Source organism: Sphingomonas sp., from assembly GCF_965227385.1.
GTDB lineage: Bacteria > Pseudomonadota > Alphaproteobacteria > Sphingomonadales > Sphingomonadaceae > Sphingomonas.
Genome location: NZ_OZ245750.1, coordinates 2,586,136 through 2,607,654 on the forward strand (window position 1 = coordinate 2,586,136; position 21,519 = coordinate 2,607,654).

The window sequence follows — 21,519 nt, forward strand, 5'->3', positions numbered from 1 at the left end:
TCCCTAACGTCGCTGGAACGGCGCGGCGGACCGACCGCGCAGCATCGGACAGGGAGAAGTACGCGTTGATCCGGATCATCATCGGCACGGCTGCGGCGGCGACGCTGGCGGCCTGTAGCGCGACCGCAGGGGGCAAGGCCCAGAGCGCGTCGTCGGAAGCCCCGGCGCGCAAGGGGCCGGGCAAGAACAAGGGATATGACCACAATCCCTATCCCTCGACCTACCAGCCCTATCCGGGCGTGCCGACGCTGCTGACGAATGTCACGATCCTGGATGGGGAAGGTGGAAAGATCGAGCGTGGCGCGGTGCTGTTCCGCGACGGCAAGATCGTCGAGGTCGGCCAGAACATCGCGGCGCCGGAAGGCGCGAGCGTGATTGACGGGGCGGGGAAATATGTCACTCCCGGCATCATCGATGTGCACAGCCATCTCGGCGACTATCCGACGCCCAGCGTGCAGGCGCATTCAGACGGGAACGAGGCGACCGGGCCGGTCACTGCCGAAGTGTGGGCCGAGCACAGCGTGTGGCCGCAGGATCCCGGCTTTTCCCGCGCGCTGGCCAATGGCGGCGTGACCACGCTGCAGATCCTGCCGGGTTCTGCAAACCTGTTCGGCGGGCGCAGCGTCACGCTCAAGAATGTCTATTCCCGCACGATGCAGGGGATGAAGTTCCCCGGCGCCCCCTATGGCCTGAAGATGGCGTGCGGGGAGAACCCCAAGCGGGTCTATGGCAGCAAGGGGCGGATGCCATCGACCCGCATGGGTAATATCGCGGTCGACCGCGAGACCTGGGCGCGGGCGCGGGACTACAAGAAGCGCTGGGACCGCTATGAGGAAAATGGAGGCGAGGCGCCGTCGCGCGACATGGCGATGGATACGCTGCGCGGCGTGCTGGCGGGCGAGATCATCGTCCACAACCACTGCTATCGCGCGGACGAAATGGCCATCGTGCTCGATATGGCCAAGGAGTTTGGCTACAAGGTCGGCACCTTCCACCACGCGGTGGAGGCGTACAAAATTGCCGATCTGCTCAAGGCAAATGGCACCTGCGCCGCGGTGTGGGCCGACTGGTGGGGCTTCAAGATGGAGTCCTATGACGCCATTTCCGAAAACCTCGCCGTGCTGGAGCGCGAGGGCGCGTGCGGCATGATCCATTCCGACGACGCCAACGGCATCCAGCGGCTCAACCAGGAAATCGCCAAGGTCCGCGCTTCTGCCAAGCGGGCCGGCTTCACGATCCCTGAGGAGATTGCATGGAAATGGGTCGCGATCACGCCCGCCAGGGCACTTGGCGTGGATGAGGTGACCGGCAGCCTGAAGCCGGGCAAGATGGCGGACGTGGTGCTGTGGAACGGCAATCCGTTCAGCGTCTACACCCGCCCCGAAAAGGTCTGGATCGACGGCGCGTTGCTGTTCGACATGCATAACCCCAAATTGCGGCCGGTATCCGACTTCGAACTCGGCCAGCCCGGATCGGGAGACGTGAAGTGAAGAAGCTCCTGATGGCAGCGGTGGCAATCGGTGCCGCAGTTCCGGCCGCCGCACAGACGGTGGCGGTCACCAATGCCCGTCTCGTCATTGGCGACGGTTCGGCTCCGGTCGAAGGGGGCACCGTGGTTGTCCGCGACGGTCGCGTGGTCGCGGCCGGCGCGGGTGTGGCCGTGCCGGCGGGGGTGCCGGTGGTGGATGCCGGCGGGCGCTGGGTCACCCCGGGTCTGTTCGCGGGGTTCAGCCGGGTCGGCATCGTCGAGGTCGATGGTGTGAACGAGACCGATGACAGCGCGGCGGGCAACTCGCCCTTCAACGCCGCGCTCGACATGTCGCACGCGGTCAATCCCAAGACCAGCGCGATCACGCTGAACCGCGCGGAAGGGATCACCCGCGCGGTCGTTGCGCCCGAAGCGCGCGGCTCGATCTTTGCCGGGCAGGGCGCGATCATCGATCTGGGCGCGGACATGGATGCGGTGAGCAAGCCGCGCGCCTTCCAGTTCATGGTCTATGGTGAGGAAGGCGGGCGTCGTGCCGGGGGCAGCCGCCCGGCCGCGATGGCGATGCTCAAGAACATCTTGTTCGACGTGCGGGATTATGCACGCGCGCCGGCGCGCTTCGCCGATCGCGGCAAGGACGCGTTGCTAACCCGCGCCGATGCGCAGGCGCTGGTTCCTGTCGTGACGGGGCAGGTGCCGTTACTGGTCCATGTCGAGCGCGCATCGGACATATTGGTGGTGCTCGACCTCAAGCGTGAGGTTCCGGCGCTGAAGCTGGTGCTGGTGGGTGCCAACGAAGGATGGACCGTCGCTCGGCAGATTGCGGCAGCAAAGGTGCCGGTGCTGGCGTCGGCGCTGTCCGACCTTCCCGCCTCGTTCGAACAGCTGGCGGCGACCCAGTCGAATATCGGGCGCATGCAGGCCGCCGGGGTGACGGTCGGCATCGGAATGATCAACGATGACGAGGCGCGCCAGGCGCGGCTGATCAAGCAATATGCAGGCAATCTGGTCGCGCTGACCAAAATTCCGGGCGCTTCCGGGCTCGAATGGGGGCAGGCCTTTGCCGCGATCAGCTCGAAGCCGGCCGAGGCGATGGGCATGGGCGGCGAGTTTGGATCGTTGCGCCCCGGACGTCGCGGCGACGTGGTGGTATGGGACGGCGACCCGCTTGAGATCGGCACGGCGGCGGTGCGGGTGTTTATCGACGGCGTTGAACAGCCGATCGAGACGCGCCAGGACCAGCTGCGCAAGCGCTATTTCGATCCGAAGGAGGGCGCCTTGCCCAAGGCGTACCAGCGCTGACCAATCCCTTTCATATCGCCTGCGCGGGGGATGAGCCGCGCCGCGCGGGCCGCCCGCGCGATCCCGCCAAATATGCAGCGATCGTCGACGCGGCGCGGCAGGCATTCTTTTCGCGCGGCTTTCACGCTGCCACGATCGAGGAGATCGCGGCAGCGGCGGGCGTGTCGAAGGTCACGGTCTATAGTCGCTTTGGTGACAAGGAGACACTGTTCGAAGAGGTGATCCGGGTCGAGAGCACCCGGATGTCGGAGGTGTTCGACACGAGCGTTTCCGACCAGCGGTCGCTGGAGGACCAGCTCAACGACTATGGCGTGTCGCTGCTGACCTTCATGTTCAGCGAGGATCACGTCGCGATCGACCGGGTTTTGCTGAACGAGATTTCGCAGATCCCGACGCTTGCACGCCGGTTCTTCGAGGCCGGCCCCGGGGTCTGCTTTGGGCGGCTGGCCGAGGTGCTGGCCGAGGCGGCGCGCAGGGGGGAGGTCGAGGTCGACGATCCCAACCTCGCCGCGCAGGATCTGTGCGGGCTATGGAAGGGCGCGGCGGACATCGGGTTGAGACTGGGGCTGGAGCCGCTGCCTTCGCCCCAAGCGATCCGGGCGCGAGTGGAACGCGCGACCCGCCTGTTTCTGAAAATGGTCGGATCGAAGCCGTGACGATTGGCGTTATGCAGTAACGGAGGTGCGAACCATGCGAACCACGATGGCAATTTTGACGGGCGCAGTGTTGCTTGCCGGATGCGGCAGCGCGTCGGACGAGGGACAGAACGCCGCGCCATCGCCGACCCCGGCTGTGTTGAGCGAGACGCAGAAGCGGATCGTCGCGTTACCCAAGCGATTGCAGGACGGCGTGATGCTGCGCGCAATCCGCGACGCCGGATTGACCTGCCAGACCGTGTCCGAGCTGACGCGGGTCGAAACCCGTTCCGACCGCATCCGCTGGCGCGTCGTGTGCGATGGCGCCGAGCCCTATGTGGTCGAGATCACGCCCGACGGGACCGCGCAAATTCGCAGCCGCACCTGATCGGCACGCAACACGGGCACAAATAAGGGGGCGGTCGCGAGACCGCCCCCTTTTTGAGTTGGGGTTCAAAGCTTAAAGGCCGACAACACCACCGTCATTCTTGGTGATGACGACGACCGCCGAGCGCGGGCGGGTGCCGGCCGGAGCGGCGCCGGTTGCCTGGGTCGCGGGCCAGCTGCTGTCCGGGGCGGCGGCGGTACCATCCTCGCCCGGATGTTGGATGCCGACGAACAGGGTGCGACCGTCCGGCGTGGTATCGACGCCGGTGATTTCGCAGCCGATCGGGCCGACCAGGAAACGCTTGAGCGTGGCATCGGTCGCCAGCGCGCCGCGACGGGTCGTCTGGGTGCCGGTGGTACCGCCATTGCCGCGGTTGGTGATCGTGACGTTCGCGCCATCGCCGGTCACGCCGGGCATCGCAACCAGCATCTGGTTGTTGGTGCGATCGGTGAAGGCGCCGTCGTCGGTCTGGATCCACAGCAACGGCTTGACCAGGCCACCCGGGTTGGAGGGACGCGAGAACCACAGGCCGTCGGGGCTGGAGAAGTCGTTCGTCGCGGTCAGGCCCGAGATGTTGACGTCGCTGTTGGCGTCAACCGAATCGGCACCGAACAGGTAGATGTCCCAGGCGAAGGTGAGCGATGCGGGATCGTCGCCATTCTCACGCAGGCGCAGGATGTGGCCGTTGGGGTTGCCGAACTGGTTCGACGCGCCCTTGGGGTCGCTATAGTGGCGCGGGTTGGCGGCGTCGGTGCCGGTGATCTGGCGCAGCGTCGCGTTGTTGTTGGTGAGGGTGAGGTAAATCTCGCCGGTCACCGGGTTGGTCGCGGTCCATTCCGGGCGATCCATGCGCGTCGCGCCGACGGCATCGGCCGCAAGGCGGGCGTGGGTCAGGATGTCCGCCTGATCGGCAAAGACATATTCCGGATCCGCACCAGCGGCGGGACGGTTGGGAACCTGGCCGAACACCAGCGGGAGCCAGTTGCCCGTGCCATCGGCGTTGAAGCGGGCGACGTAGAGCGTCCCGGCGTCGAGATACTTGTCGCCGGTTGCGAGGCGGTCGCTCGCCTGAGCATCGCTGGCGGTCCAGGTCGCGTTCGACACGAATTTGTAGAAATACTCGCCGCGCGAGTCATCGCCGAGATAGACGGCGAGCTTCCTGCCCGGCGTGGCGTTGCCAAACCACGCGCCTTCATGGCCCATGCGGCCGAGCGCGGTGCGCTTCCGCGGCGCCTTGGTCTTGTCATAGGGGTCGATCTCGACCACCCAGCCGAACTGGTTGGGTTCGTTGCGCCAGTCGGTCGTGGCGCTGCCGCCGACGGTGGCGCGCGCGTCCCAGCGACGGAACAGCGTGTTGCCGGAGTCGGCCGGGGTGACCGTCGACCAGCCATAGTTGCCGCTGCTGCTGGTCACGCCATAGCGGCGCAGGGCGACGAGTTCGCGCGCGGTGCGCTGGGCGTCGTCGCCGCTGCGGCGGAAATAGCCCGCCCAGTTTTCCTCGCAGGTGATGTTCGTGCCCCACATGGTGTGGCCGTTCGCGCAGTTGTTGATGGTGCCGCGACCCGCCGTGCCGTCAGTCGAATAGGGGGTGCGGAGCAGCGCGGCGCTGCGGACCGGCCCGTTGAACACCATCGGCGTGCTGGGCGTGATGCGCCGGTTGAATGCCGAGTTCTGGACATAGGTCCAGGCGCGGTTGGCACCTTCGACGACTTCGGTGACCGACACGCCATGCGCTTCGATCTCCTTGATCGCCTCGGCTTCGGGGCGCACGCCGCCGGGCGTGGTCGGACCGGCCGGGTGCAGATACTGGACGTTCAGATTCTCGTGGTTCTGGACGAGCAGGCCGCGGACCGAGCTGTTGTCGTCGCGCGCGCCAGCGGCGGACAGGCCGTACCAATAAAGCGCGTCGCCATGGTCGCCGATGCGGTTTGCGAAATCGGTGTCGGTGCCGTCATTCTTGTAGGCCGACACACCCGACGCGATCGGATCGCCAAGGCGAGTCAGGACCGAAACCGAATAGCCGGTCGGGACGGTGACGACATCGTTGCGATTTTTGGCAATCGAGGTGAAGCCCAGTTCGGCGGCGTTGATCGTCACGTCGACGTTTTCGATCGTCACCTGGCCGGCGGTATCCGTTGCACGATATTCGAAGCGCAGCGTGGTTGCGCCGGCAACCGCCGGGGCAATGAACGACGGAGTGGTCGAGCTGGGATTGATCAGCGTGACCGTCGGGCCCTGAGTTTGCACCCAAGTAGAGGTGACCGCGCCATTGTCGGTCACATTGGCGGTCAGCGTCACGACACGACCCGCCTTGGTCGTGCCCGACGAGCCGACCGAGATAATGTTGGGAAAGGGATCGGAGCCAGATGCGGCGCTGTCGCAGCCCGCGAGCACTGCACCGCCGAACACCGCTGCCGAGGCCGCCATGGCACCCGAGCGCAGCGCGGCGCGGCGCGAATAACGCTGTTCGATCATCGCGTTGAGGCTGGGATTGCTGCTGGTGTTGGTATCGACGTCGCCATCGCTGTAGGCAAAGCCGTGCGCAGTGAGTTCGGTCATGTCTGTGTCCCCTGAACCCGGGTCCCGTTTGGACTGGGTACAGTGTGGCTGTGGCCGTCGCGCTTTACGGCGTCATGCAGGTTTGCGGACGAACATGTTGCGATTTAGCGGCAATTTCATGACCGCTGGGCAGGGGCCGACCGCTTCGCTAGAGCCGAGCAGATGAGCGCGCCGCGTGACAGCCTGACCGATCGTCTTGCCCGACGCGCCGCGCGTGCGGCGCGGACCTGGCCGGAACTGGCCGTACCCGACATGCGACTGGCGCTGGCGCTTGCGGGGCTGGTCGCGCTCGGCCCGTTGCTCACGATCGTAGGTGCACAGATGCTGCGCGCGGGCGTTGAGGCGGACAGCCGGGAACTTGCGCACCAGTTGCGCGCGCGCAACGCGCCACAGGCGGCACGGGCGGCGGCGGCAGCGGTGCTGCGGGATGCGACGCGCCAGCCGCCATTCGCCGCAACACTCGATCGACTGGCGCGTGCGCTACCCGACGACGCCCGGCTGGTTTCGGCCGCGCGCGATCCAGGCGGACGGATGCTGGTCGAGATATCGGCAAGCGATCCCGATGTGCTGCGGGAAGCGTTGCGCCGCGATGCGCTGCTCGCTTCCTTGCGCGAAAGCGGGCAGCGGCGGACGCAAGACGCGCGCGTCGTCGTGACGCTGCGGACGCGCGCATGAATCGCGCCAGCGTGGCGACCGGGCTGATCGGCGGGCTGATCGCGGCAGGCCTGCTGACAGTACCCCTAGGCGATGCGCTGGGGGGATTGTGGGACGCGCGCCAGACCCGCGCCGCGCTTGCGGCAAGCCTCGCCCTCCCGCCCGATCCGGTGCGGCCGCTGGTCGATCCCGGCCTCGCCATCGCCGCGGGTAACCGCGGGTCGGCCGCGCGTGAACTCGCCGCGCACGTCCGGACACGTGCGGCATCGGCCGGGGTGCTGGTCGAGACGCTCGCACCGGGCCCGTCGTCCCCCGGCATCGTCACCCTCCGCGTCCGCCTGTCGGGGCCGGAAAAGGCGGTGATCGCGATGCTGGACGGGATCGAGCGCGGCACGCCGCTGATCCGCTTGCGCAACTGGCGCGTCGGCGCGCTCGCCGATGGCGGGGTGCGAATCGATGCGGAAATGGTGGCGGCATGGCGATAAGCCCGACCGAGCGACGCGTGCTGATCGCGGCAGGGGTCGTTGCTGCGCTTCTGCCGGCGATCGCCCTCTACCCGTATCCCGTCGATCCCCGGCCCGATGCGCGACCGGTCAGGGTGACGATCGTGCCGCCGCCCTTGCCTGCGCCGGCGCGGGTGTTTGAACGGCCGTTGTTCGCCGCCGCGGAGGGCGACGCTGTTCCTGCCGACGCGCCCATGCTGACAGGCATCGCCGGACGGCTAAACCGCGATGCCGTGGCGCTGGTGCGGATCGCCGATGGCAGTGCGCGAACACTGGCGGTCGGGGAAAGCGTGGACGGCTGGCGGCTTGAGAGCCTGGCGATCGACGCTGCCTTTTTCACGCGTGGGCGCGAGCGGGTGCGCGTGGCGATGTCGAGCGAAACGCCGTCCGCGCAGTGACTATTGGTCGCAGGTCTTGAGTGCTTCCGCCCGGGTCGTGCGTCCGCTGGTGATCCAGCTTTCGGGGACGACGCTCAGATTCTGCTGCGTGATCAGATACGATCCGGGGCGCTGGCGGTAGATGACCAACGTGCCGCAATAAGCCGCGATCCCGGGATAGCTTCCGGTCACTTTGACGAAGGCATAACGCCCGGGATGCGACGCGCCCTCCGGATTGTTCACCCAGCCTAGCGTCTGCAGCGTCCAGCGTCCTTTCCCGCCCGCATGCTGTTTGAGCATGTTGGGGACGCTGAGCCATTCGTCCTTCTCGATCTCCAGGATCGGTTCCATCATCGGCATGCCGGCGACATAATCGCTGCGGTCGAGCAGGCCCATATAGCGCTGGGCGAAGGCGGTCAGGTCGGCCTGATCCTGCGCGCTCGGCTTCCAGTCGGCGGGCGCGCGTTCATACGGATCGGTCGCGGGGTCATAGCAGCTGAAGCTCGCGCGGTACTGGGTCAGCGCGGCACGACCCTGCGCATCGGTGCTGGTGAAATATTTATAGCGGCCCATCCGCGCCGACAGGCGACCGCAGCGCTGCTTGGCAAGCGCGCTGATGCGGTCGCTGATCGAGGTCAGCTGTGCCACAGGGAACGTATCGACGACGGCAACGAAGCCCTTGCCCGGCACGGTTTCAATCTTGATGCCTGGCTGGGGCGGGGCAGGCGGCGCAACAGCCACCTGCGCGCTCGTCCTGCCACCACAGGCGCGCACGATCCGGTCGATCGCCGCCTTGAGAGGCACCGCTGCGGATCCGGCATAAAGAAACCGGCCCCGCTCGGGTAGCCCTGGGCCCATGACCACCACATATTGGTCGCCATTGGAGAGCCGGGTCGATTGCACCTGCCCCCATGCGAAGTTCGTCGTATCGGTTCGCGCCGGGTGGGATGTCGTGCCAATCTGATGGGACGGATAGCTCGCCTCGAGACGTGTGCTGCACCCGGATCCCGAGATCGAATAGGTCGCGGTTCGCCCGGCTACCGTCTCGCCGGATGCCGCGTACATCGGGGCGCGAACCCGCTCGAGCAGTGCCTTGATTTCGCTTTGCGCGGTGGCCTGATTATTCTGCGCCCCGCTGGCTGCCGGGAGCAGCGCGGCAATCAAACCCGAAATCAGCAGACGCATACCAATACATTCCAGCTAGCGTCGCCAATGACGCCCCAACGCTTCATCCTATTTCAAGCGCGAATTTCATCAAACGAAAGCTGACAGTTCGCGGTGACCTTGCACGTCAATAAATCCCGTCAATCTCCAGCGTCAGGCGCGGCTGGAGCGGCTTGAGCAGCAGGTTGCTGGGCGAGTTGAGGTCCAGTTCCTCCGCGCGCAGCCGGGCATATTTAGCCTTGGCGATCGCGCTCGCATCCTCGCCATTGCGCAGGATCGTGGGCTTCAGGAAGATGAACAGCGTGCGCTTTTGCCGGGTTTCGCGGCGCGCCTTGAACAATTCGCCCAGGATCGGGATGTCGCCGAGGATCGGCACCTGGCTCTTCACCTGACCATAATCGTCCGATGTCAGGCCGCCGAGCACGATGGTCTGGCCATTGTCGGCGAGCACGGTCGTGGTGATCGCGCGGCGATTGGTGATCAGGTCGGTCGCCTGGCTCAGCTGCGTCGCAGCGATCGACGATGCTTCCTGTACCACCTCAAGCCGGATCGTGTCGCCGGCGTTGATCCGGGGCAGCACCTTGAGCGTGATGCCGACGTCCTTGCGCTCGATCGAGGTATAGGGGCGGACATTGCTGGAATCGGTGAGGATCGATCCAGTGACGAACGGCACCTGCTGGGCGGCGACGAACTCGCCGACCTTGTTGTCGAGCGTCGTGATCTGTGGCGTGGAGAGCAGGTTCGACTTGGTCGAGGTACCGAGCGCCTGTACCAGAATCGAGAAATTGTCGCCGATCGAGACATTGCCGACCAGGCCCTGGCTCGCCCCGAGCAGCGTACCGGCGGGCACGCCAAGAGCGCTGAGGATCGCGCCGAGCGACGGGCCGGCGGTGTTGAACGAGGTTCCCGCACCTTCCACGCTGTTGAGCGCGGCGCCGCTGGTGCCGAGCTGAACGGCGAGGGCCTCGGCCTCTTCACCACTGATTTCGGCGATGGCGGCCTCGATCAGCACTTGGGGGCGGCGGACGTCGAGATCAGTGATGATCGCTTCGATTGCCGCAATCGTGCTGGGCGTGCCGCGCACCACGACCGCGTTGATGTCCGGCGAGGGCTGGACAGTGACGTCCGGCGTCGAGAAGCCCTGTGGTGTCGCTTCCGATTGCTGCCCGAGCTGTGCCGATTGTGCAGTCGCAGCCGCGGCCGCCGCGGCGGCAGTTTCGGCGGTGCTGGTCCCACCCGATGCGATCAGGCCGCCGAGGACGCCGGTCGGGCTGCGTGGGTTGCTTCGCGATCCCGACAGGCTGCGCGCGACCGGGTTGGTGGTGGTCGCTTCCTGACCCAGGATGCCGCGCAGCACCTCGGTCACCGACTCGGCATCGGCATAGTTGAGGCGGAACACGCGCGTCATCGGCGTGGCACCGCCCGGGGCGTCGAGCGAGGCGGCCATACGGCGCGCATCGGCGACGGCGGCGGGCGATCCGCGCACGATGATCGTGTTGCTGCGCGCATCTGCCGCGACGCGGGCACCACCTGATGCGGCATCGCCGAGAACGGTCTGAAGCGCCTGAGCGACTTCCGGCGCGCTACCGTTACGCAGAGTGATGGTGGCGAAGGTAATGCCGCTGCCCGTGCCGTCGAGCGAGCGGAGGATTGCCTCGACCCGGCGGACATTGTCGGCATAATCGGTGACGACCACGGCATTGGGCTGGGCGAGCGGTTCGACGCTACCGAAGCTGGCGACGAGCGGGCGGACGACGCGGGCCGCTTCGGCGCTGGGCACATTGGACAGGCGGATCATCCGCGTCACCAGTTCCTGCCCCGATGCCGAACGCGATGACACGCCGCCGTCGCGTACCGCATTGCCGGCAGGGACGATGCGCCACGCGCGGCCCGAGCGAACGGCCGCGAAGCCGTTGGCGCGCAGGACCGACAAGAACAGCTCCCACACCCCTGCCGAGGTCAGCGGGGTGGCCGAGGTGACGGTGACGCTGCCCTTCACCGCCGGGTCGAGGATCAGGGTGCGGCCGGTGAGGCGTGAGATCTGGTCGGCAACGTCCGCGATCTCGACCCCGCGCATGTTGACGACGATGTCGGCGCTGTCGGCCTGCGCGGCCAGCACCGGCTGGGCGGTCATGGCGGCGAGCGCGAAGGCGAGAGCAGTCTTGCGGATCTTGTGCGGCACGGTGGGTTACCTAGCGGGTCGGGATGGTCAGCGTCACGGGCTTACCATCGCGGGTGATCTGGACTTGGACGGAACCGCGACCCTGCGCGGCGACAAAGGCGGAAGCGGCGCTGGCGGGTCCGGTCAGGGGGGTGCCGCCGATCGAGGTGATGACATCGCCGCTCTGAAGGCCGGGCGGGGCGTTGGCACCCACCTGCATGCCGCCCCCGGGGGCGGGGGTCATGGCCGAAAGGACTGCAGCGGCTGCACCGGCAGGCGCAGCGGCCGGCTGGGCTGGCGCAGCGGGGGCGGGCGGCGCTGCGGCCGCTTGCTGCTGCTCTGTCGTCAGCGTGGGGTCAGGAAAGGCGAGATATTCGATCCGACCCGCGACGCGCAGGATCACGCGGTCGCGCAAGATCCCCTCGATCGCGCCGCCGCCCGGGGTTTCACCGATGCGGAAGGGTTTCGCGGGTTCGCCGCCGACCTCGATATAGGCGACCGAAAGGGCAGCAGGGCTCGCCGCGAACACGCCCTTGAGCTTGAGCGGCAGCGCGGTCGGCTGGCTCGCGTCGGTCGCCGCGCCCTTGCCGAACGGCGCGAAGGCGAGGGCGGGGGTGATGTCGGCGGTGACCGCGACCGGGCGTGCGCCGGACGGGACGGTCACGGCCCCGGTGCTGGCATGCCCGGCGATGCGCCAGGTCAGCCCGGCGAGGGCAACCGCAACCGACACGATCACAGCGCCAGCGACGAGGTCGAGTGTGGTGCGCGCCTGACGCGGCGAGAGGTCGGGGAAGCGGATCATGCCCGTGTGCCCTCCACGAACCCGTCGAGCGATGCAAGCGGCGAACGCTCCCCCGCCGGGATCACCTGAATGCGCACCTTGTCGATCGCGGGGTCTTCGGTGCGGGTGCGGGCGACATCGACCTGCCATTGCTCGCCGAGCAACTCGACCTGCCTCTGTCCGGCGGCTGGGTCAGACAGCTGTAGTTCCGCCAGCCGGTTCTCGGCCACCCACATCGCGGCGGCGCGGCGTTCGAGGCCGCGCGTCGAATCGACATGGCTCTCGACCGCACGGACAAGGCCGACCGTGGCGATGGCGAGAACCGCCAGCGCGACCAGCGCCTCGATCAGCGAGAAGCCGTCGTCGTGCTTCACGATGCCTCGGCCCGGCTGGCGGTGGCGGTCATGCCGTCATAGCGGACGACCCACACCTGCTCGCCATTGCTGATCGTTGCGTTGAGCGGCTTCCCCGCACCATCGACGCCCATCATCACCGGAGGCGTCACATCGAGTTCGACCGCGATCCCGCCGGGCAGGCGGTGAAAGGCGAGACCATCGGACAACGGCGCCATCGATCCGTCGCGGCCGACGGCTGCGAAACCGTAACCGTCCTTTTCGACGGTGAAGGCGATGATGCGGTCGCCGATCATGGCATCGTCGGCGGCTGCCTGAAGCCGCAGGGCAAGGCGGCGGGCTTCGGTTTCGACCGAGGGGGCGCGGGTGGCGGAACCGATGCCGAGAGCGACTCCACCCGCGGCGACGCCGATAATGACGAGCACGATCAGCATTTCGATGAGCGTCATCCCGCGCTCACCGTTACCGGTGCTGGCCCCCCGCATGTTGCTTATCCGCCCTTGGCGGGCGTCTGGGCCGCGTCACCCGAATCGAGGTCGGCGTCGAGGTCGGTTCCCCCCGGCTTGCCGTCGCGCCCCAGCGATTTCAGCTCGAAGCTGCTGCCGGTCGAGACATAGGTGTAGGGGTTGCCCCAGGCGTCGACGGGAGCGGACTTCAAATAGCCGCCATCGGGCCAGGCGGTGGGCAGCGGAGGCGTCGTCGGCTTTTCGACCAGCGCCTTCAGCCCCTGTTCGGTCGTCGGATACTGGCCATTATCGAGACGATAGGTGGTAAGGGCGCTCGAGAGCGTGACGAGGTTGGTCTTGGTCGTCGTCACCCGCGCCTGATCGGGGCGGCCGACGACGTTCATCGTTACCAGTCCGGCGACGATCGCGATGATGACGAGGACGACGATCATCTCCAACAGGGTGAGGCCTGCTTCGCCCTGCGGAACCGCCGGACGCTTGCTCTTCGCGGCATCGACTGCCACGGTGTCATCGAACTGTTTCAAAACTATGCGCATCGCGGCCCCATGCGTTCCCATCGTGAAAGCCATGTTACAGCCGGAGCACCCCACAGCATGACCGGCCAAGCCATTTCGAGCGCTACGGAATCCCGCGTCGCCGGCGTGTGGACGCTGGCGGGCGGTCGGGCGATCATAGCCGAGCCTGAAGGCCCTGCAACCATCCTCGTCCCGAGCGAGGCGGTATTGCTGCTGCGCGTTGCGCTCCCGCTGGCGAGTCGGGCGAAGCGGATCGAGGCGCTGCCCTTTGCGATCGAGGACCGGATCGCCGATCCGATCGAGTCGGTGCATATCGCGCTGGGCGCGGAAGTTGCGCCGCGGACTTATCTGGTTGCGGTAGTGCGCCATGCGCAGATGGCAAGCTGGGTCGAGGCGGCCGAACTGGGAGGGCTGGCCCACGCGGCGATGGTCCCGGACTCGCTCGCATTGCCCGTGCCGGAGGCCGGCGACTGGGTTGCCGAGACGCGCGACGGCCGCGTGCTGGTGCGCAGCGGTGACGGCACCGGATTTGCGCTGCCCGCTGCATTTGTGGGGCGAGCATGGGAGCGGGCAGGGCAGCCGCGCATCTGGACGGTCGGCCCGCAACCGATCGGCGACCTGCCGCAGGCGCCCTGGACCGGCGGTGGCGGCGAGTTGGTCGAACGGCTGGCAAGTCCCGCGATTGATCTGAGGCAGGGCCTTTACGCGCGGCGTGCCGCGGCAGGCAGCAGCTGGAAGAAGCGGCTGGCATGGATCGCGGCGGCCGGAATCGCGGCGCATGTCGTGATCGCGGCGGCGGATGTGGTGATGCTGCGCGTGATTGCCGAGCGGCGGGCGGATGATGTGCGGACGGCGGTGGCGCAGGCGGCACCGGGAGCCAATCTGTCAGGGGATCTCGAGGCATCGGTGGTCGGGATGCTGCCGGTTTCGGGTCCGCCGCCGGGGCGCTTTGTCCCTTTGGTCACGGCTGCGTCTCGTGCGTTGGCGCCACTGTCGAGCGCAGTGACGGCGCGCGCGATGCGGTTTGAAGGCAATACGCTGGTGCTGGAGATCGAGCCGGGTCAGCCCAACCTGCCCGACCGCGTTCGCGCGGCATTCCGAGCGGCGGCGGTTCCCGCGCAGGTCGGGGCGGGAACGGATGGTACCATTCGCGTGACGGTGACGGCATGAAGATCGAACGCTCCCCGACCATCGACGCGGCGGTAGTGAAGGTTCAGCTCTGGTGGAGCGGCCTCAGCCCGCGGGAGCGGGTGCTGGTCGGCACGCTCGGTGTTCTGCTGGCGGGCGTGGTGCTGGTGTTCGGGATCGTGAAGCCGCTGCAGGGCGCGCGCGCTGACGCGATCGCCGATATCCGCAGCCATGAGACGCTGGCGGCGCGGGTGCGTGCGGCGGGAACCTTGGTCGCGCCGGGGACTCAGCCGAAGCTGGCCGATGGTCCCCCGATCGAAGCGGCACAGGCGGCGGCGAGCGCGGCGGGGCTGACGGTGACGCTGACCCCCGGTGGGGCGGGTGCGACGGGACAGGTGGCCGAGGCGAGCTATGAAGCCGTGGTCGGCTGGATCGCGGCGGTCGAGCGCACGACGGTGCTTCGCGCGCGGCGGGTGGAGTTGACCAAGGGTAGTGCGCCCGGCCGGGTCAGTGCGAGCGTGGAGTTCGGCCAGTGAATGCCGTGACGATGGATTTGCCGAGCCTGCCCTACAGCTATGCGCGCAATCATGGCGTGGTACTGCGCGTGGGAGCGGCTGGGGTCGAGTGCCTGCACCGCTCCGACGCGGCGCTTGATGCATTGCTCGAGGTGCAGCGGATCGCGCCGGGTGCCGCGTTCGTCTCGGTGCCGGATGCCGAGTTCGACCAAGCACTGGCCGCGAGCTATTCGGGCAGTGCGGGCGCTGCGGCCGAACTGGATCTGGGCGGCATGGACCTCGCGGCGCTGGCCGACAGCGCGGCCGCGGTCGACGATCTGCTTGATTCACGCGACGATTCGCCGGTGATCCGTCTGATCAACGCGCTGCTGCTCGAAGCGGTGAAGGAAGGCGCGTCGGACGTACATGTCGAGACGCAGGAGAAGCGCGTCGTCGTGCGCTTTCGCGTCGATGGCGTGTTGCGCGATAAGCTCGAGCCGCGCCGCGAACTCGCGCCGCTGCTGGTCAGCCGTATCAAGGTGATGGCGAAGCTCGACATTGCCGAAAAGCGCGTGCCGCAGGACGGGCGCGTGACGCTGCGCATCGGCGGGCATGACGTCGACGCCCGCGTATCGACCATCCCGACCCAGCATGGCGAGCGGGTGGTGATGCGCTTGCTCGAAAAGGGCTCGCTCAAGCTCGACATGGAAGCGCTGGGCATGAGCGCGCGCGACCGTGCGGTGTTCGCGCGGCTGCTCGAACGGCCGCACGGGATGCTGCTGGTTACCGGGCCGACCGGATCGGGCAAGACCACCAGCCTCTATGCGGCGCTCCAGCGGCTGAATGACCGCAAGCGGAACATCATGACGGTGGAAGATCCCATCGAATATGAGCTTCCCGGCGTGGCGCAGACGCAAGTCAATGCGCGCACTGGCATGACGTTCGCGCGCGGGTTGCGCGCGATCCTGCGCCAGGACCCCGATGTCATCATGGTCGGCGAAATCCGCGATCAGGAGACGGCGGAGGTCGCGGTGCGATCGGCGATGACCGGGCATTTCGTGCTGTCGACGTTGCACACCAACAGCGCGGTCGGATCGGTCACACGGCTGATCGACATGGGGGTCGAGCGCTACCTGCTCGCGCCGATGCTGGTCGGCGTGGCGGCGCAGCGGCTCGTGCGGCGGCTGTGCCCGAATTGCCGGACGCAGGATGTGGCGAGCGATGCCGATGCGACGCTGCTTGGTGGCGGGCTTAAGGCCGGGGACGCGGTGTGGCGCGCGGTCGGGTGCGAGGACTGCCATGGCGATGGCTATCGCGGGCGGGCCGGCCTGTATGAGGTCGTCGCGATCGATGACGCGTTCCAGGCGATGATCCATGACGGGGCGTCGGAGGCCGAGATCGAGGCGCATGCGCGGCGCGAGAACCCGTCGTTGCTCGACGATGGCGTGGACAAGGTGCGCGCTGGCGTGACGACGGTCGAGGAAGTCGCGCGGGTGGTGAGGGACGAGGGCTAGTGGCGGCCTTTGCCTATCGCGCAGCTGACCCGTCCGGCGCGCAGAAAAAGGGTGTCGTCGAGGCCTCCAGCGCCGCCGCCGCGCGGGCGATGCTGCGCGATCAGGGGCTGTTGCCGCTGGCGGTCGAGGCGGCGGGGGAGCGGCGATCCGTGGGGAGCATCCAGCTGCCCAGGCTGGGCCGATCGGGCATGAGCGCGCGCGAGCTGGCGACGGCGACGCGGCAGATTTCGACGCTGGTCGGGTCCGACATTCCGGTCGAGGAGGCGCTGCGGCTGGCGGCGAACCAGTCGGAAACGCAGCGTGTGTCGGCGATCCTGATGGAAGTGCGTGGCGCGATCCTCGATGGGCGCAGCTTTGCCAGCGCACTGGCGACCCATCCGAGGACCTTCCCGGAATTCTACCGCGCATCGGTCGCGGCGGGGGAGGCGTCGGGGAAGCTGACCGATGTGCTCGGCCACCTCGCCCATTTCGTCGAGAACCGGCAGGCCAATGCGCAGAAACTGCAGCTGGCACTGCTCTATCCCGGACTGCTGGCGACGGTGTCGCTCGGCGTGATCGTGTTGCTGCTGGTCTATGTCATCCCGGACATCGTAAACGTGTTCGTGTCGCGCGGGACTGACCTGCCGCTGCTGACCCGCATCCTGATCGCGGTGTCGGGGTTCCTGCAGGCCTGGGGACTGTACCTGCTGATCGCGGGGCTGCTGGCCTATCTCGCATTCAACCGCTGGGCCGCGATTCCGGCGAACAAGCTGAAGGTGCATCGCGGCTTTACCGAGCGCTGGCCGTTCAAGCGCTTCTCCCGCCAGCATAATGCCGCGCGCTTTGCGGGTAGCCTCGCCACGCTGGTCGAGAGCGCGGTGCCACTGGTCGATGCGCTGCACGCGGCGGCGGCGGTGACGCCGAACCTGTGGGTGCGGGCGCGGGCGATGCACGTCGCCGCGCGGGTGCGCGAAGGCATCAGCCTGCGCGCGGCAATGGCCGAGGCAGGGGTGTTCCCGCTGATGCTGACCGCGATCGTCGCCTCGGGTGAGGCATCGGGGAAGCTGGGACCGGCTTTGTCGCGCGCCGCCGACGAGTTGGACCGCGAGCTGGACGCGGTGACGAGCGCGCTGGTCGCGCTGGTCGAGCCGATGGTGCTGCTGCTGATGGGCGGGATGGTGCTGATGATGGTGCTGGCGATCCTGCTGCCGATCATCAATTTGAATGATTTGGTGACGTTGTAGCGGCTGCGGGCCCGCCATCCATCTCTCCTCCGGCACCCCGAACTTGTTTCAGGGTCCACCGTTCCCAAGGCGACCCGGTCGCTGGTGGCACGGTGGATGCTGAAACGAGTTCAGCATGACGGAATTAGAAGGGGGCTTAAAGCTCCCCGGCAATGCTCGCCCCGCCCGGCAGCCCGGCGAAGGGCAGGATGCGCGCCCCTTCCGGCGTCATGCGGATCGTCAGCTGGCCGTCCTCGCCGAGCGTCGCAGTCATCAGGATCTGGCGCTGCTGGGCGCGGGGGGTGAGGCGGATCTGGGTGGTGGTGCCGATCTTTTCCGAGATGAGCAGCAGCGGGGGGACGGAAACTGCAGCGCCACCGCCCTTGGGCGTGCAGGTGCCGGCATCGGTGGTCAGGCGCCCGTCGATGGCCTGGCTGGAGCCGCCGACCGCGATCCGGTCGAACTCGAGCTGCATTACCATGTCGCAGGTAAAGGGAAGGTTGGGCTGGAGCGCCTGGAGCAGCGCGGCGTGGCTGCTGCCGCTGACCTTGTCGAGCACGGTGCTGCTGAACCCTGCCCGTGCGCGACCGCCCATGTCGGTGTCGGGGCCGGTCGCGGTCCAGTCCGCCGCGAAGCCGAGGCTGGTGAGCGAGCGCAGCGGCGCCCAGTGCCATTCGAACTTGCTGCCGCCCGCAACGCCGACCTCGCCGTTCCACACGGTTCCGGCGACGCCGGTGCGCCAGGGGTGGTTCTTGACGATCACGCTGGCGGGCATGGTCGCGACCATGGCGAGGGCATAAGCCGCTATGCCCAGCACGACGAAGACGGTAAGACGCCGGCGAGCCGACCAGGATGCCCGTGACAATGCCGCCGATTCGCCGCCGTGCGCTGCTGACCGCTCTGGGATCGGGGCTGGTATTGCCGTCGGCATTGCTCGCAAGTCCCTCTGTCTTTGCGGCCGACAAGGTCAAGCGTGACAAGCGGCCGGTGGCATTGCTGCTGCCCCTGTCGGGGCCGCGCGCCGCGCTGGGCCTTAGCATGCGTCAGGCGGTGTTGCTTGCGGATTCTGGGCCGGAAATCACGGCTTATGATACCGGCGGGACGCCCGAAGGCGCGGCGCTGGCGGCGCGCAATGCGCTGAAGGCCAAGGCTGCGATGATGCTGGGGCCGGTGACCGCCGAAGAGCTGAACGCTGTGACCGCAGAGGTGGCGCGGCGGGTGCCGGTTATTGCCTTTACCAACAACGCGGTCGCGCGCGGGCCGGGCAGTTTCGTGTTCGGCATTACCCCGGCACAGGTGACCAGCGCGGTGCTGCGCTATGCCCGATCGCGCGGGGTGCGCAGCGTGGTGGTGGTCGATGACGGATCGCCGTGGAGCGTCGCGGCGGCACTGGCGGCGGGCAAGATGCAGGGCGAGGTCGGACTGGACGTGCGCTCGCTGAGCGTGGTCGAGGGACAGCCTTTGCCGGTCGCGGGCGATGCGCCCGATGCGGTGCTGTTGCCGGGGAGCGGCGAAGCGGTGCTGGCGGCGGCGCGCAATCTGAAAGGGACCGGCGTGCAGCTGCTCGGTACGGTGCAGGCGCTCGACCACCGGCCTTCGGCGATCGAGGCACTGGATGGTGCGTGGATCGCCAGCCCCGACCCGGCGGCGTTCGGGCGGTTTGCCGGCGAGTACCGATCGCGCCACGGCGACACGCCGGGAGCGCTCGCGGCGCTCGCTTACGACGCGGGCGGGGTGGTCAAGACGTTGCGCGACAAGGGATCGCTGGACGAGGCGGCGCTGCTGGCGGAGACCAATTACACCTGCGTGACCGGCAATGCGCGGTTCCGCAGCGATGGCAGCGTGGCGCGCGAACTAGCGATTCTGGTGGCGGGTGCGCAGGGCTATGAGCCGGTGGCGGTGAGCCTGGGGGCGTGACCGATGGAGCTGGCGAGGAGGGGTTTACCCTGCTCGAACTCATCATTTCGCTGGGGCTGTTCGCGTTGATCGCCGTGGCGGGGCTGACGTTGCTCAACAGCGTGATGACGACGCAGGAGCGGACCGAGGGGCGGCTCGACCGGACGGCGGCGATCCAGCGGACAATGTTCGTGCTGCAGAGCGATCTCGACCAGATCACGCGCGGTGCGGTGAGCGGCGGGGGCAGCAACGTCGCCTTTACCCGCGTCGCCGCAGGGATGGGCGGGCCGCCGGTGTCGTTGCGCTATGCGGAGGCGAGCGGGACGCTGGTGCGGGCTGCGCCACAGCCGCAGCTGTTGCTGACCGGGGTGAGCGGGGTGCGCTGGCGCTTTCTCGACGGACAGCGCTGGGTCGATCGCTGGCCACCCAATGAGGAGCGCAAGGACGACTGGCCGCGCGCGGTGCAGGTCGAGATGCAGCTGGCGGGCGAGCGTGGGCCGCAGGGGACGCTGCGCCGCGTCGTCGCGCTGCCGGTCAGGCCGCAGGACGAACCGCAATGACCCGGCGCGATGACGAGCAGGGGATGATCCTGGTCAATGTGCTGATGTTCGTCGCCATTGCCAGCGGGCTGGTGCTGCTGATGATCGGGCGCGAGGAGCTGGCGCTGGACCGGGCGTTGCGCAGTCGTGAGGCAGCGCGGGCGGCGGCGGTGGTGCGGGGCGGCGAGCTGTCGGCGATCTCGGCGCTTCAGCGCGATGCGCTGGTGGCACCGCAGGTCGATCATGCGGGCGAGGAGTGGGCCTCGATCGGGGCGAATGGCGCGACGATCGATGGCGGCACGTTCGATCTGGCGGTTAGCGATGCCGAGGGGCGGTTCAACGTCAACATGCTACGCAGCGGCGATGCGGTGCCGGTGATCCTGTTCCAGAAGCTGGCGCGGATCGCAGGGCTGGACGAGCAGCAGACGGTCGAGGCGATTGCCTATATTCGCACGCAGGGGCCGGTCAGCGATGTGCGGCCGATCCGGCTGATCCCCGGCGCGGACCCGGCGGCGATTGCGCGGCTGGAACGGATGGTAACCGCGCTGCCCGGCAAGACGACGATCAACCTGAATGCGGCGGACCAGGAGCTGCTGGCGTTCCTGATCGGCGATCCGGTCGCGGCCGAGCGGATCGTCGCGATCCGCAAGCGCAACGGGCAGATCACCTTGCGTGACCTGTCGGACCTGAAGGTCAGCCAGCCGCCGGGTACGGCGTTCAGCTCCAACACCTATTGGGTTCGGGTGCGCGCGAAGATCGGCGACACGGTGCAGCAGGGGGCGACGCTGATCCAGCGGCGGCGGACGGCGCAAGGCGCGGTGACGACGGCGCCGGTGGCGCGCTGGCGCAACGCGGCGCTGCCGCCTGAGGCCCCGGCGCTGGCCGGCGGGTGAAGTTTACGTGGAGCGTTAAACCACCGGCCTTCGGCCCTTGTAATCAATGATATGAAGTATCATCTGCGCCGCTTGTACAGGAGTTGGCGATGCGGGCGCGGTTAGTGAGTTTGTTCGACGGACTGGCAGTGGGGGCTTCGGCGCTGTGCCTGATCCACTGTTTGGCGCTGCCGATCGTGATCGCTGCATTGCCCGCGCTGGCGGCACGGCTCGATCTGGGCGAGGGGTTTCACCTTGGTGTGCTGGCGTTCGCGCTGCCGGTCAGCGCGGTTGCGCTGGGCGAGGGATGGCGGCGGCATCGCGGGCTGACGCCGTTGTTTGTGGGCGCGGCGGGGCTGGTGCTGCTCGCCGCGGGGCTGGCGTTCGAGGAGTGGGTCGCGGTGGAGACGGGCGTGACGGTGGCGGGGAGCTTGTTGCTCGCTGGGGCGCATGTGGCGAACTGGCGGGGGCGGGTGGTTTAGGCGCTACCGACGTCCGGGCCTGACAAGAAGCCCTGCCCCGGGACAAC

At 67.9% G+C, this 21,519-nt stretch carries 23 protein-coding genes; 15 read left to right on the top strand and 8 right to left on the bottom strand.

Features of this window, described 5'->3' with window-relative positions; all coding sequences use genetic code 11:
• Positions 1-65 precede the first annotated feature (65 nt).
• The 4 genes from ACO05N_RS12615 to ACO05N_RS12630 all read left to right on the top strand — a co-directional run bounded on the left by ACO05N_RS12615 (position 66) and on the right by ACO05N_RS12630 (position 3,811).
• Positions 66-1,490: an amidohydrolase gene (locus ACO05N_RS12615; protein WP_422057433.1), complete on the top strand. Its 1,425-nt coding sequence runs from the start codon at positions 66-68 to the stop codon at positions 1,488-1,490.
• Positions 1,487-2,788 carry an amidohydrolase family protein gene (locus ACO05N_RS12620; RefSeq protein WP_422057434.1) on the top strand — a complete coding sequence of 434 codons (1,302 nt, stop codon included), beginning with the start codon at positions 1,487-1,489 and terminating at the stop codon, positions 2,786-2,788. The genes ACO05N_RS12615 and ACO05N_RS12620 overlap by 4 nt, the downstream gene beginning before the upstream one ends.
• An 80-nt stretch (positions 2,789-2,868) precedes the next feature.
• Complete coding sequence (locus ACO05N_RS12625; RefSeq protein WP_422058748.1) at positions 2,869-3,444, top strand: TetR/AcrR family transcriptional regulator; 576 nt, start codon at positions 2,869-2,871, stop codon at positions 3,442-3,444.
• A gap of 46 nt (positions 3,445-3,490) precedes the next feature.
• Positions 3,491-3,811, top strand: a complete 321-nt coding sequence (locus ACO05N_RS12630) for a hypothetical protein (RefSeq protein WP_422057435.1) — start codon at positions 3,491-3,493, stop codon at positions 3,809-3,811.
• Positions 3,812-3,883: 72 nt separating this feature from the next.
• On the opposite strand, the gene ACO05N_RS12635 is transcribed toward ACO05N_RS12630, so the two are convergent.
• The gene (locus ACO05N_RS12635) at positions 3,884-6,370 is read right to left on the bottom strand and encodes an alkaline phosphatase PhoX (RefSeq protein ID WP_422057436.1); all 2,487 of its coding nucleotides are present in this window, start codon (positions 6,368-6,370) and stop codon (positions 3,884-3,886) included.
• A gap of 162 nt (positions 6,371-6,532) precedes the next feature.
• Between ACO05N_RS12635 and ACO05N_RS12640 the strand changes: the two genes are divergently transcribed.
• From ACO05N_RS12640 to ACO05N_RS12650, 3 genes are read left to right on the top strand one after another with little or no spacing between them, the layout of a single operon-like run.
• Positions 6,533-7,045 carry a hypothetical protein gene (locus tag ACO05N_RS12640; protein ID WP_422057437.1) on the top strand — a complete coding sequence of 171 codons (513 nt, stop codon included), beginning with the start codon at positions 6,533-6,535 and terminating at the stop codon, positions 7,043-7,045.
• The gene (locus ACO05N_RS12645; RefSeq protein WP_422057438.1) at positions 7,042-7,509 is read left to right on the top strand and encodes a hypothetical protein; all 468 of its coding nucleotides are present in this window, start codon (positions 7,042-7,044) and stop codon (positions 7,507-7,509) included. The genes ACO05N_RS12640 and ACO05N_RS12645 overlap by 4 nt, the downstream gene beginning before the upstream one ends.
• A gap of 17 nt (positions 7,510-7,526) precedes the next feature.
• Positions 7,527-7,925, top strand: a complete 399-nt coding sequence (locus ACO05N_RS12650) for a hypothetical protein (protein ID WP_422057439.1) — start codon at positions 7,527-7,529, stop codon at positions 7,923-7,925.
• On the opposite strand, the gene ACO05N_RS12655 is transcribed toward ACO05N_RS12650, so the two are convergent.
• The 6 genes from ACO05N_RS12655 to gspG all read right to left on the bottom strand — a co-directional run bounded on the left by ACO05N_RS12655 (position 7,926) and on the right by gspG (position 13,366).
• On the bottom strand, positions 7,926-9,089 hold the full coding sequence (locus ACO05N_RS12655) for a hypothetical protein (RefSeq protein WP_422057440.1): 1,164 nt from the start codon (positions 9,087-9,089) through the stop codon (positions 7,926-7,928).
• A gap of 106 nt (positions 9,090-9,195) precedes the next feature.
• A complete protein-coding gene (gene gspD, locus ACO05N_RS12660; RefSeq protein ID WP_422057441.1) occupies positions 9,196-11,250 on the bottom strand; it encodes a type II secretion system secretin GspD in 2,055 nt (684 codons plus the stop codon).
• A gap of 10 nt (positions 11,251-11,260) precedes the next feature.
• The gene (locus ACO05N_RS12665) at positions 11,261-12,031 is read right to left on the bottom strand and encodes a type II secretion system protein N (protein WP_422057442.1); all 771 of its coding nucleotides are present in this window, start codon (positions 12,029-12,031) and stop codon (positions 11,261-11,263) included.
• The gene (gene gspI, locus ACO05N_RS12670; RefSeq protein WP_422057443.1) at positions 12,028-12,384 is read right to left on the bottom strand and encodes a type II secretion system minor pseudopilin GspI; all 357 of its coding nucleotides are present in this window, start codon (positions 12,382-12,384) and stop codon (positions 12,028-12,030) included. Before gspI ends, ACO05N_RS12665 begins: the two co-directional genes overlap by 4 nt.
• A complete protein-coding gene (locus tag ACO05N_RS12675) occupies positions 12,381-12,848 on the bottom strand; it encodes a prepilin-type N-terminal cleavage/methylation domain-containing protein (protein ID WP_422057444.1) in 468 nt (155 codons plus the stop codon). Before ACO05N_RS12675 ends, gspI begins: the two co-directional genes overlap by 4 nt.
• A 5-nt stretch (positions 12,849-12,853) precedes the next feature.
• Positions 12,854-13,366: a type II secretion system major pseudopilin GspG gene (gspG, locus tag ACO05N_RS12680; RefSeq protein ID WP_422057445.1), complete on the bottom strand. Its 513-nt coding sequence runs from the start codon at positions 13,364-13,366 to the stop codon at positions 12,854-12,856.
• Between the two features lie 57 nt (positions 13,367-13,423).
• Between gspG and gspL the strand changes: the two genes are divergently transcribed.
• From gspL to ACO05N_RS12700, 4 genes are read left to right on the top strand one after another with little or no spacing between them, the layout of a single operon-like run.
• Positions 13,424-14,515: a type II secretion system protein GspL gene (gspL, locus tag ACO05N_RS12685; RefSeq protein WP_422057446.1), complete on the top strand. Its 1,092-nt coding sequence runs from the start codon at positions 13,424-13,426 to the stop codon at positions 14,513-14,515.
• The gene (gene gspM / locus ACO05N_RS12690; protein WP_422057447.1) at positions 14,512-15,009 is read left to right on the top strand and encodes a type II secretion system protein GspM; all 498 of its coding nucleotides are present in this window, start codon (positions 14,512-14,514) and stop codon (positions 15,007-15,009) included. Before gspL ends, gspM begins: the two co-directional genes overlap by 4 nt.
• Before the next feature lie 11 nt (positions 15,010-15,020).
• A complete protein-coding gene (gspE, locus tag ACO05N_RS12695) occupies positions 15,021-16,481 on the top strand; it encodes a type II secretion system ATPase GspE (RefSeq protein WP_422057448.1) in 1,461 nt (486 codons plus the stop codon).
• A complete protein-coding gene (locus ACO05N_RS12700) occupies positions 16,481-17,704 on the top strand; it encodes a type II secretion system F family protein (protein WP_422057449.1) in 1,224 nt (407 codons plus the stop codon). The genes gspE and ACO05N_RS12700 overlap by 1 nt, the downstream gene beginning before the upstream one ends.
• Positions 17,705-17,840: 136 nt before the next feature.
• On the opposite strand, the gene gspN is transcribed toward ACO05N_RS12700, so the two are convergent.
• The gene (gene gspN, locus ACO05N_RS12705; protein WP_422057450.1) at positions 17,841-18,470 is read right to left on the bottom strand and encodes a type II secretion system protein N; all 630 of its coding nucleotides are present in this window, start codon (positions 18,468-18,470) and stop codon (positions 17,841-17,843) included.
• 77 nt (positions 18,471-18,547) lie between these two features.
• On the opposite strand from gspN, the gene ACO05N_RS12710 reads away from it, so the two are divergent.
• From ACO05N_RS12710 to ACO05N_RS12725, 4 genes are all read left to right on the top strand, one after another.
• A complete protein-coding gene (locus ACO05N_RS12710) occupies positions 18,548-19,600 on the top strand; it encodes a penicillin-binding protein activator (protein WP_422057451.1) in 1,053 nt (350 codons plus the stop codon).
• Positions 19,597-20,139, top strand: a complete 543-nt coding sequence (locus ACO05N_RS12715; protein WP_422057452.1) for a type II secretion system protein GspJ — start codon at positions 19,597-19,599, stop codon at positions 20,137-20,139. The genes ACO05N_RS12710 and ACO05N_RS12715 overlap by 4 nt, the downstream gene beginning before the upstream one ends.
• Entirely contained in the window at positions 20,136-21,011 is an 876-nt protein-coding gene (locus ACO05N_RS12720) for a general secretion pathway protein GspK (RefSeq protein WP_422057453.1), read from the top strand. The genes ACO05N_RS12715 and ACO05N_RS12720 overlap by 4 nt, the downstream gene beginning before the upstream one ends.
• Positions 21,012-21,100: 89 nt before the next feature.
• On the top strand, positions 21,101-21,472 hold the full coding sequence (locus ACO05N_RS12725; RefSeq protein WP_422057454.1) for a MerC domain-containing protein: 372 nt from the start codon (positions 21,101-21,103) through the stop codon (positions 21,470-21,472).
• Positions 21,473-21,519: the final 47 nt, after the last annotated feature.

Excerpts from the sequence above, each read along its gene's own strand:
- ACO05N_RS12630 (WP_422057435.1), top strand. The coding sequence starts at position 3,491 with ATGGCAATTTTGACGGGCGCAGTGTTGCTTGCCGGATGCGGCAGCGCG.
- ACO05N_RS12635 (WP_422057436.1), bottom strand. The coding sequence starts at position 6,370 with ATGACCGAACTCACTGCGCACGGCTTTGCCTACAGCGATGGCGACGTC.
- ACO05N_RS12640 (WP_422057437.1), top strand. The coding sequence starts at position 6,533 with ATGAGCGCGCCGCGTGACAGCCTGACCGATCGTCTTGCCCGACGCGCC.
- ACO05N_RS12645 (WP_422057438.1), top strand. The coding sequence starts at position 7,042 with ATGAATCGCGCCAGCGTGGCGACCGGGCTGATCGGCGGGCTGATCGCG.
- ACO05N_RS12655 (WP_422057440.1), bottom strand. The coding sequence starts at position 9,089 with ATGCGTCTGCTGATTTCGGGTTTGATTGCCGCGCTGCTCCCGGCAGCC.
- ACO05N_RS12665 (WP_422057442.1), bottom strand. The coding sequence starts at position 12,031 with ATGATCCGCTTCCCCGACCTCTCGCCGCGTCAGGCGCGCACCACACTC.
- ACO05N_RS12675 (WP_422057444.1), bottom strand. The coding sequence starts at position 12,848 with ATGCGGGGGGCCAGCACCGGTAACGGTGAGCGCGGGATGACGCTCATC.
- gspG (WP_422057445.1), bottom strand. The coding sequence starts at position 13,366 with ATGCGCATAGTTTTGAAACAGTTCGATGACACCGTGGCAGTCGATGCC.
- gspL (WP_422057446.1), top strand. The coding sequence starts at position 13,424 with ATGACCGGCCAAGCCATTTCGAGCGCTACGGAATCCCGCGTCGCCGGC.
- gspM (WP_422057447.1), top strand. The coding sequence starts at position 14,512 with ATGAAGATCGAACGCTCCCCGACCATCGACGCGGCGGTAGTGAAGGTT.
- gspE (WP_422057448.1), top strand. The coding sequence starts at position 15,021 with ATGGATTTGCCGAGCCTGCCCTACAGCTATGCGCGCAATCATGGCGTG.
- gspN (WP_422057450.1), bottom strand. The coding sequence starts at position 18,470 with ATGGTCGCGACCATGCCCGCCAGCGTGATCGTCAAGAACCACCCCTGG.
- ACO05N_RS12710 (WP_422057451.1), top strand. The coding sequence starts at position 18,548 with ATGCCGCCGATTCGCCGCCGTGCGCTGCTGACCGCTCTGGGATCGGGG.
- ACO05N_RS12720 (WP_422057453.1), top strand. The coding sequence starts at position 20,136 with ATGACCCGGCGCGATGACGAGCAGGGGATGATCCTGGTCAATGTGCTG.
- ACO05N_RS12725 (WP_422057454.1), top strand. The coding sequence starts at position 21,101 with ATGCGGGCGCGGTTAGTGAGTTTGTTCGACGGACTGGCAGTGGGGGCT.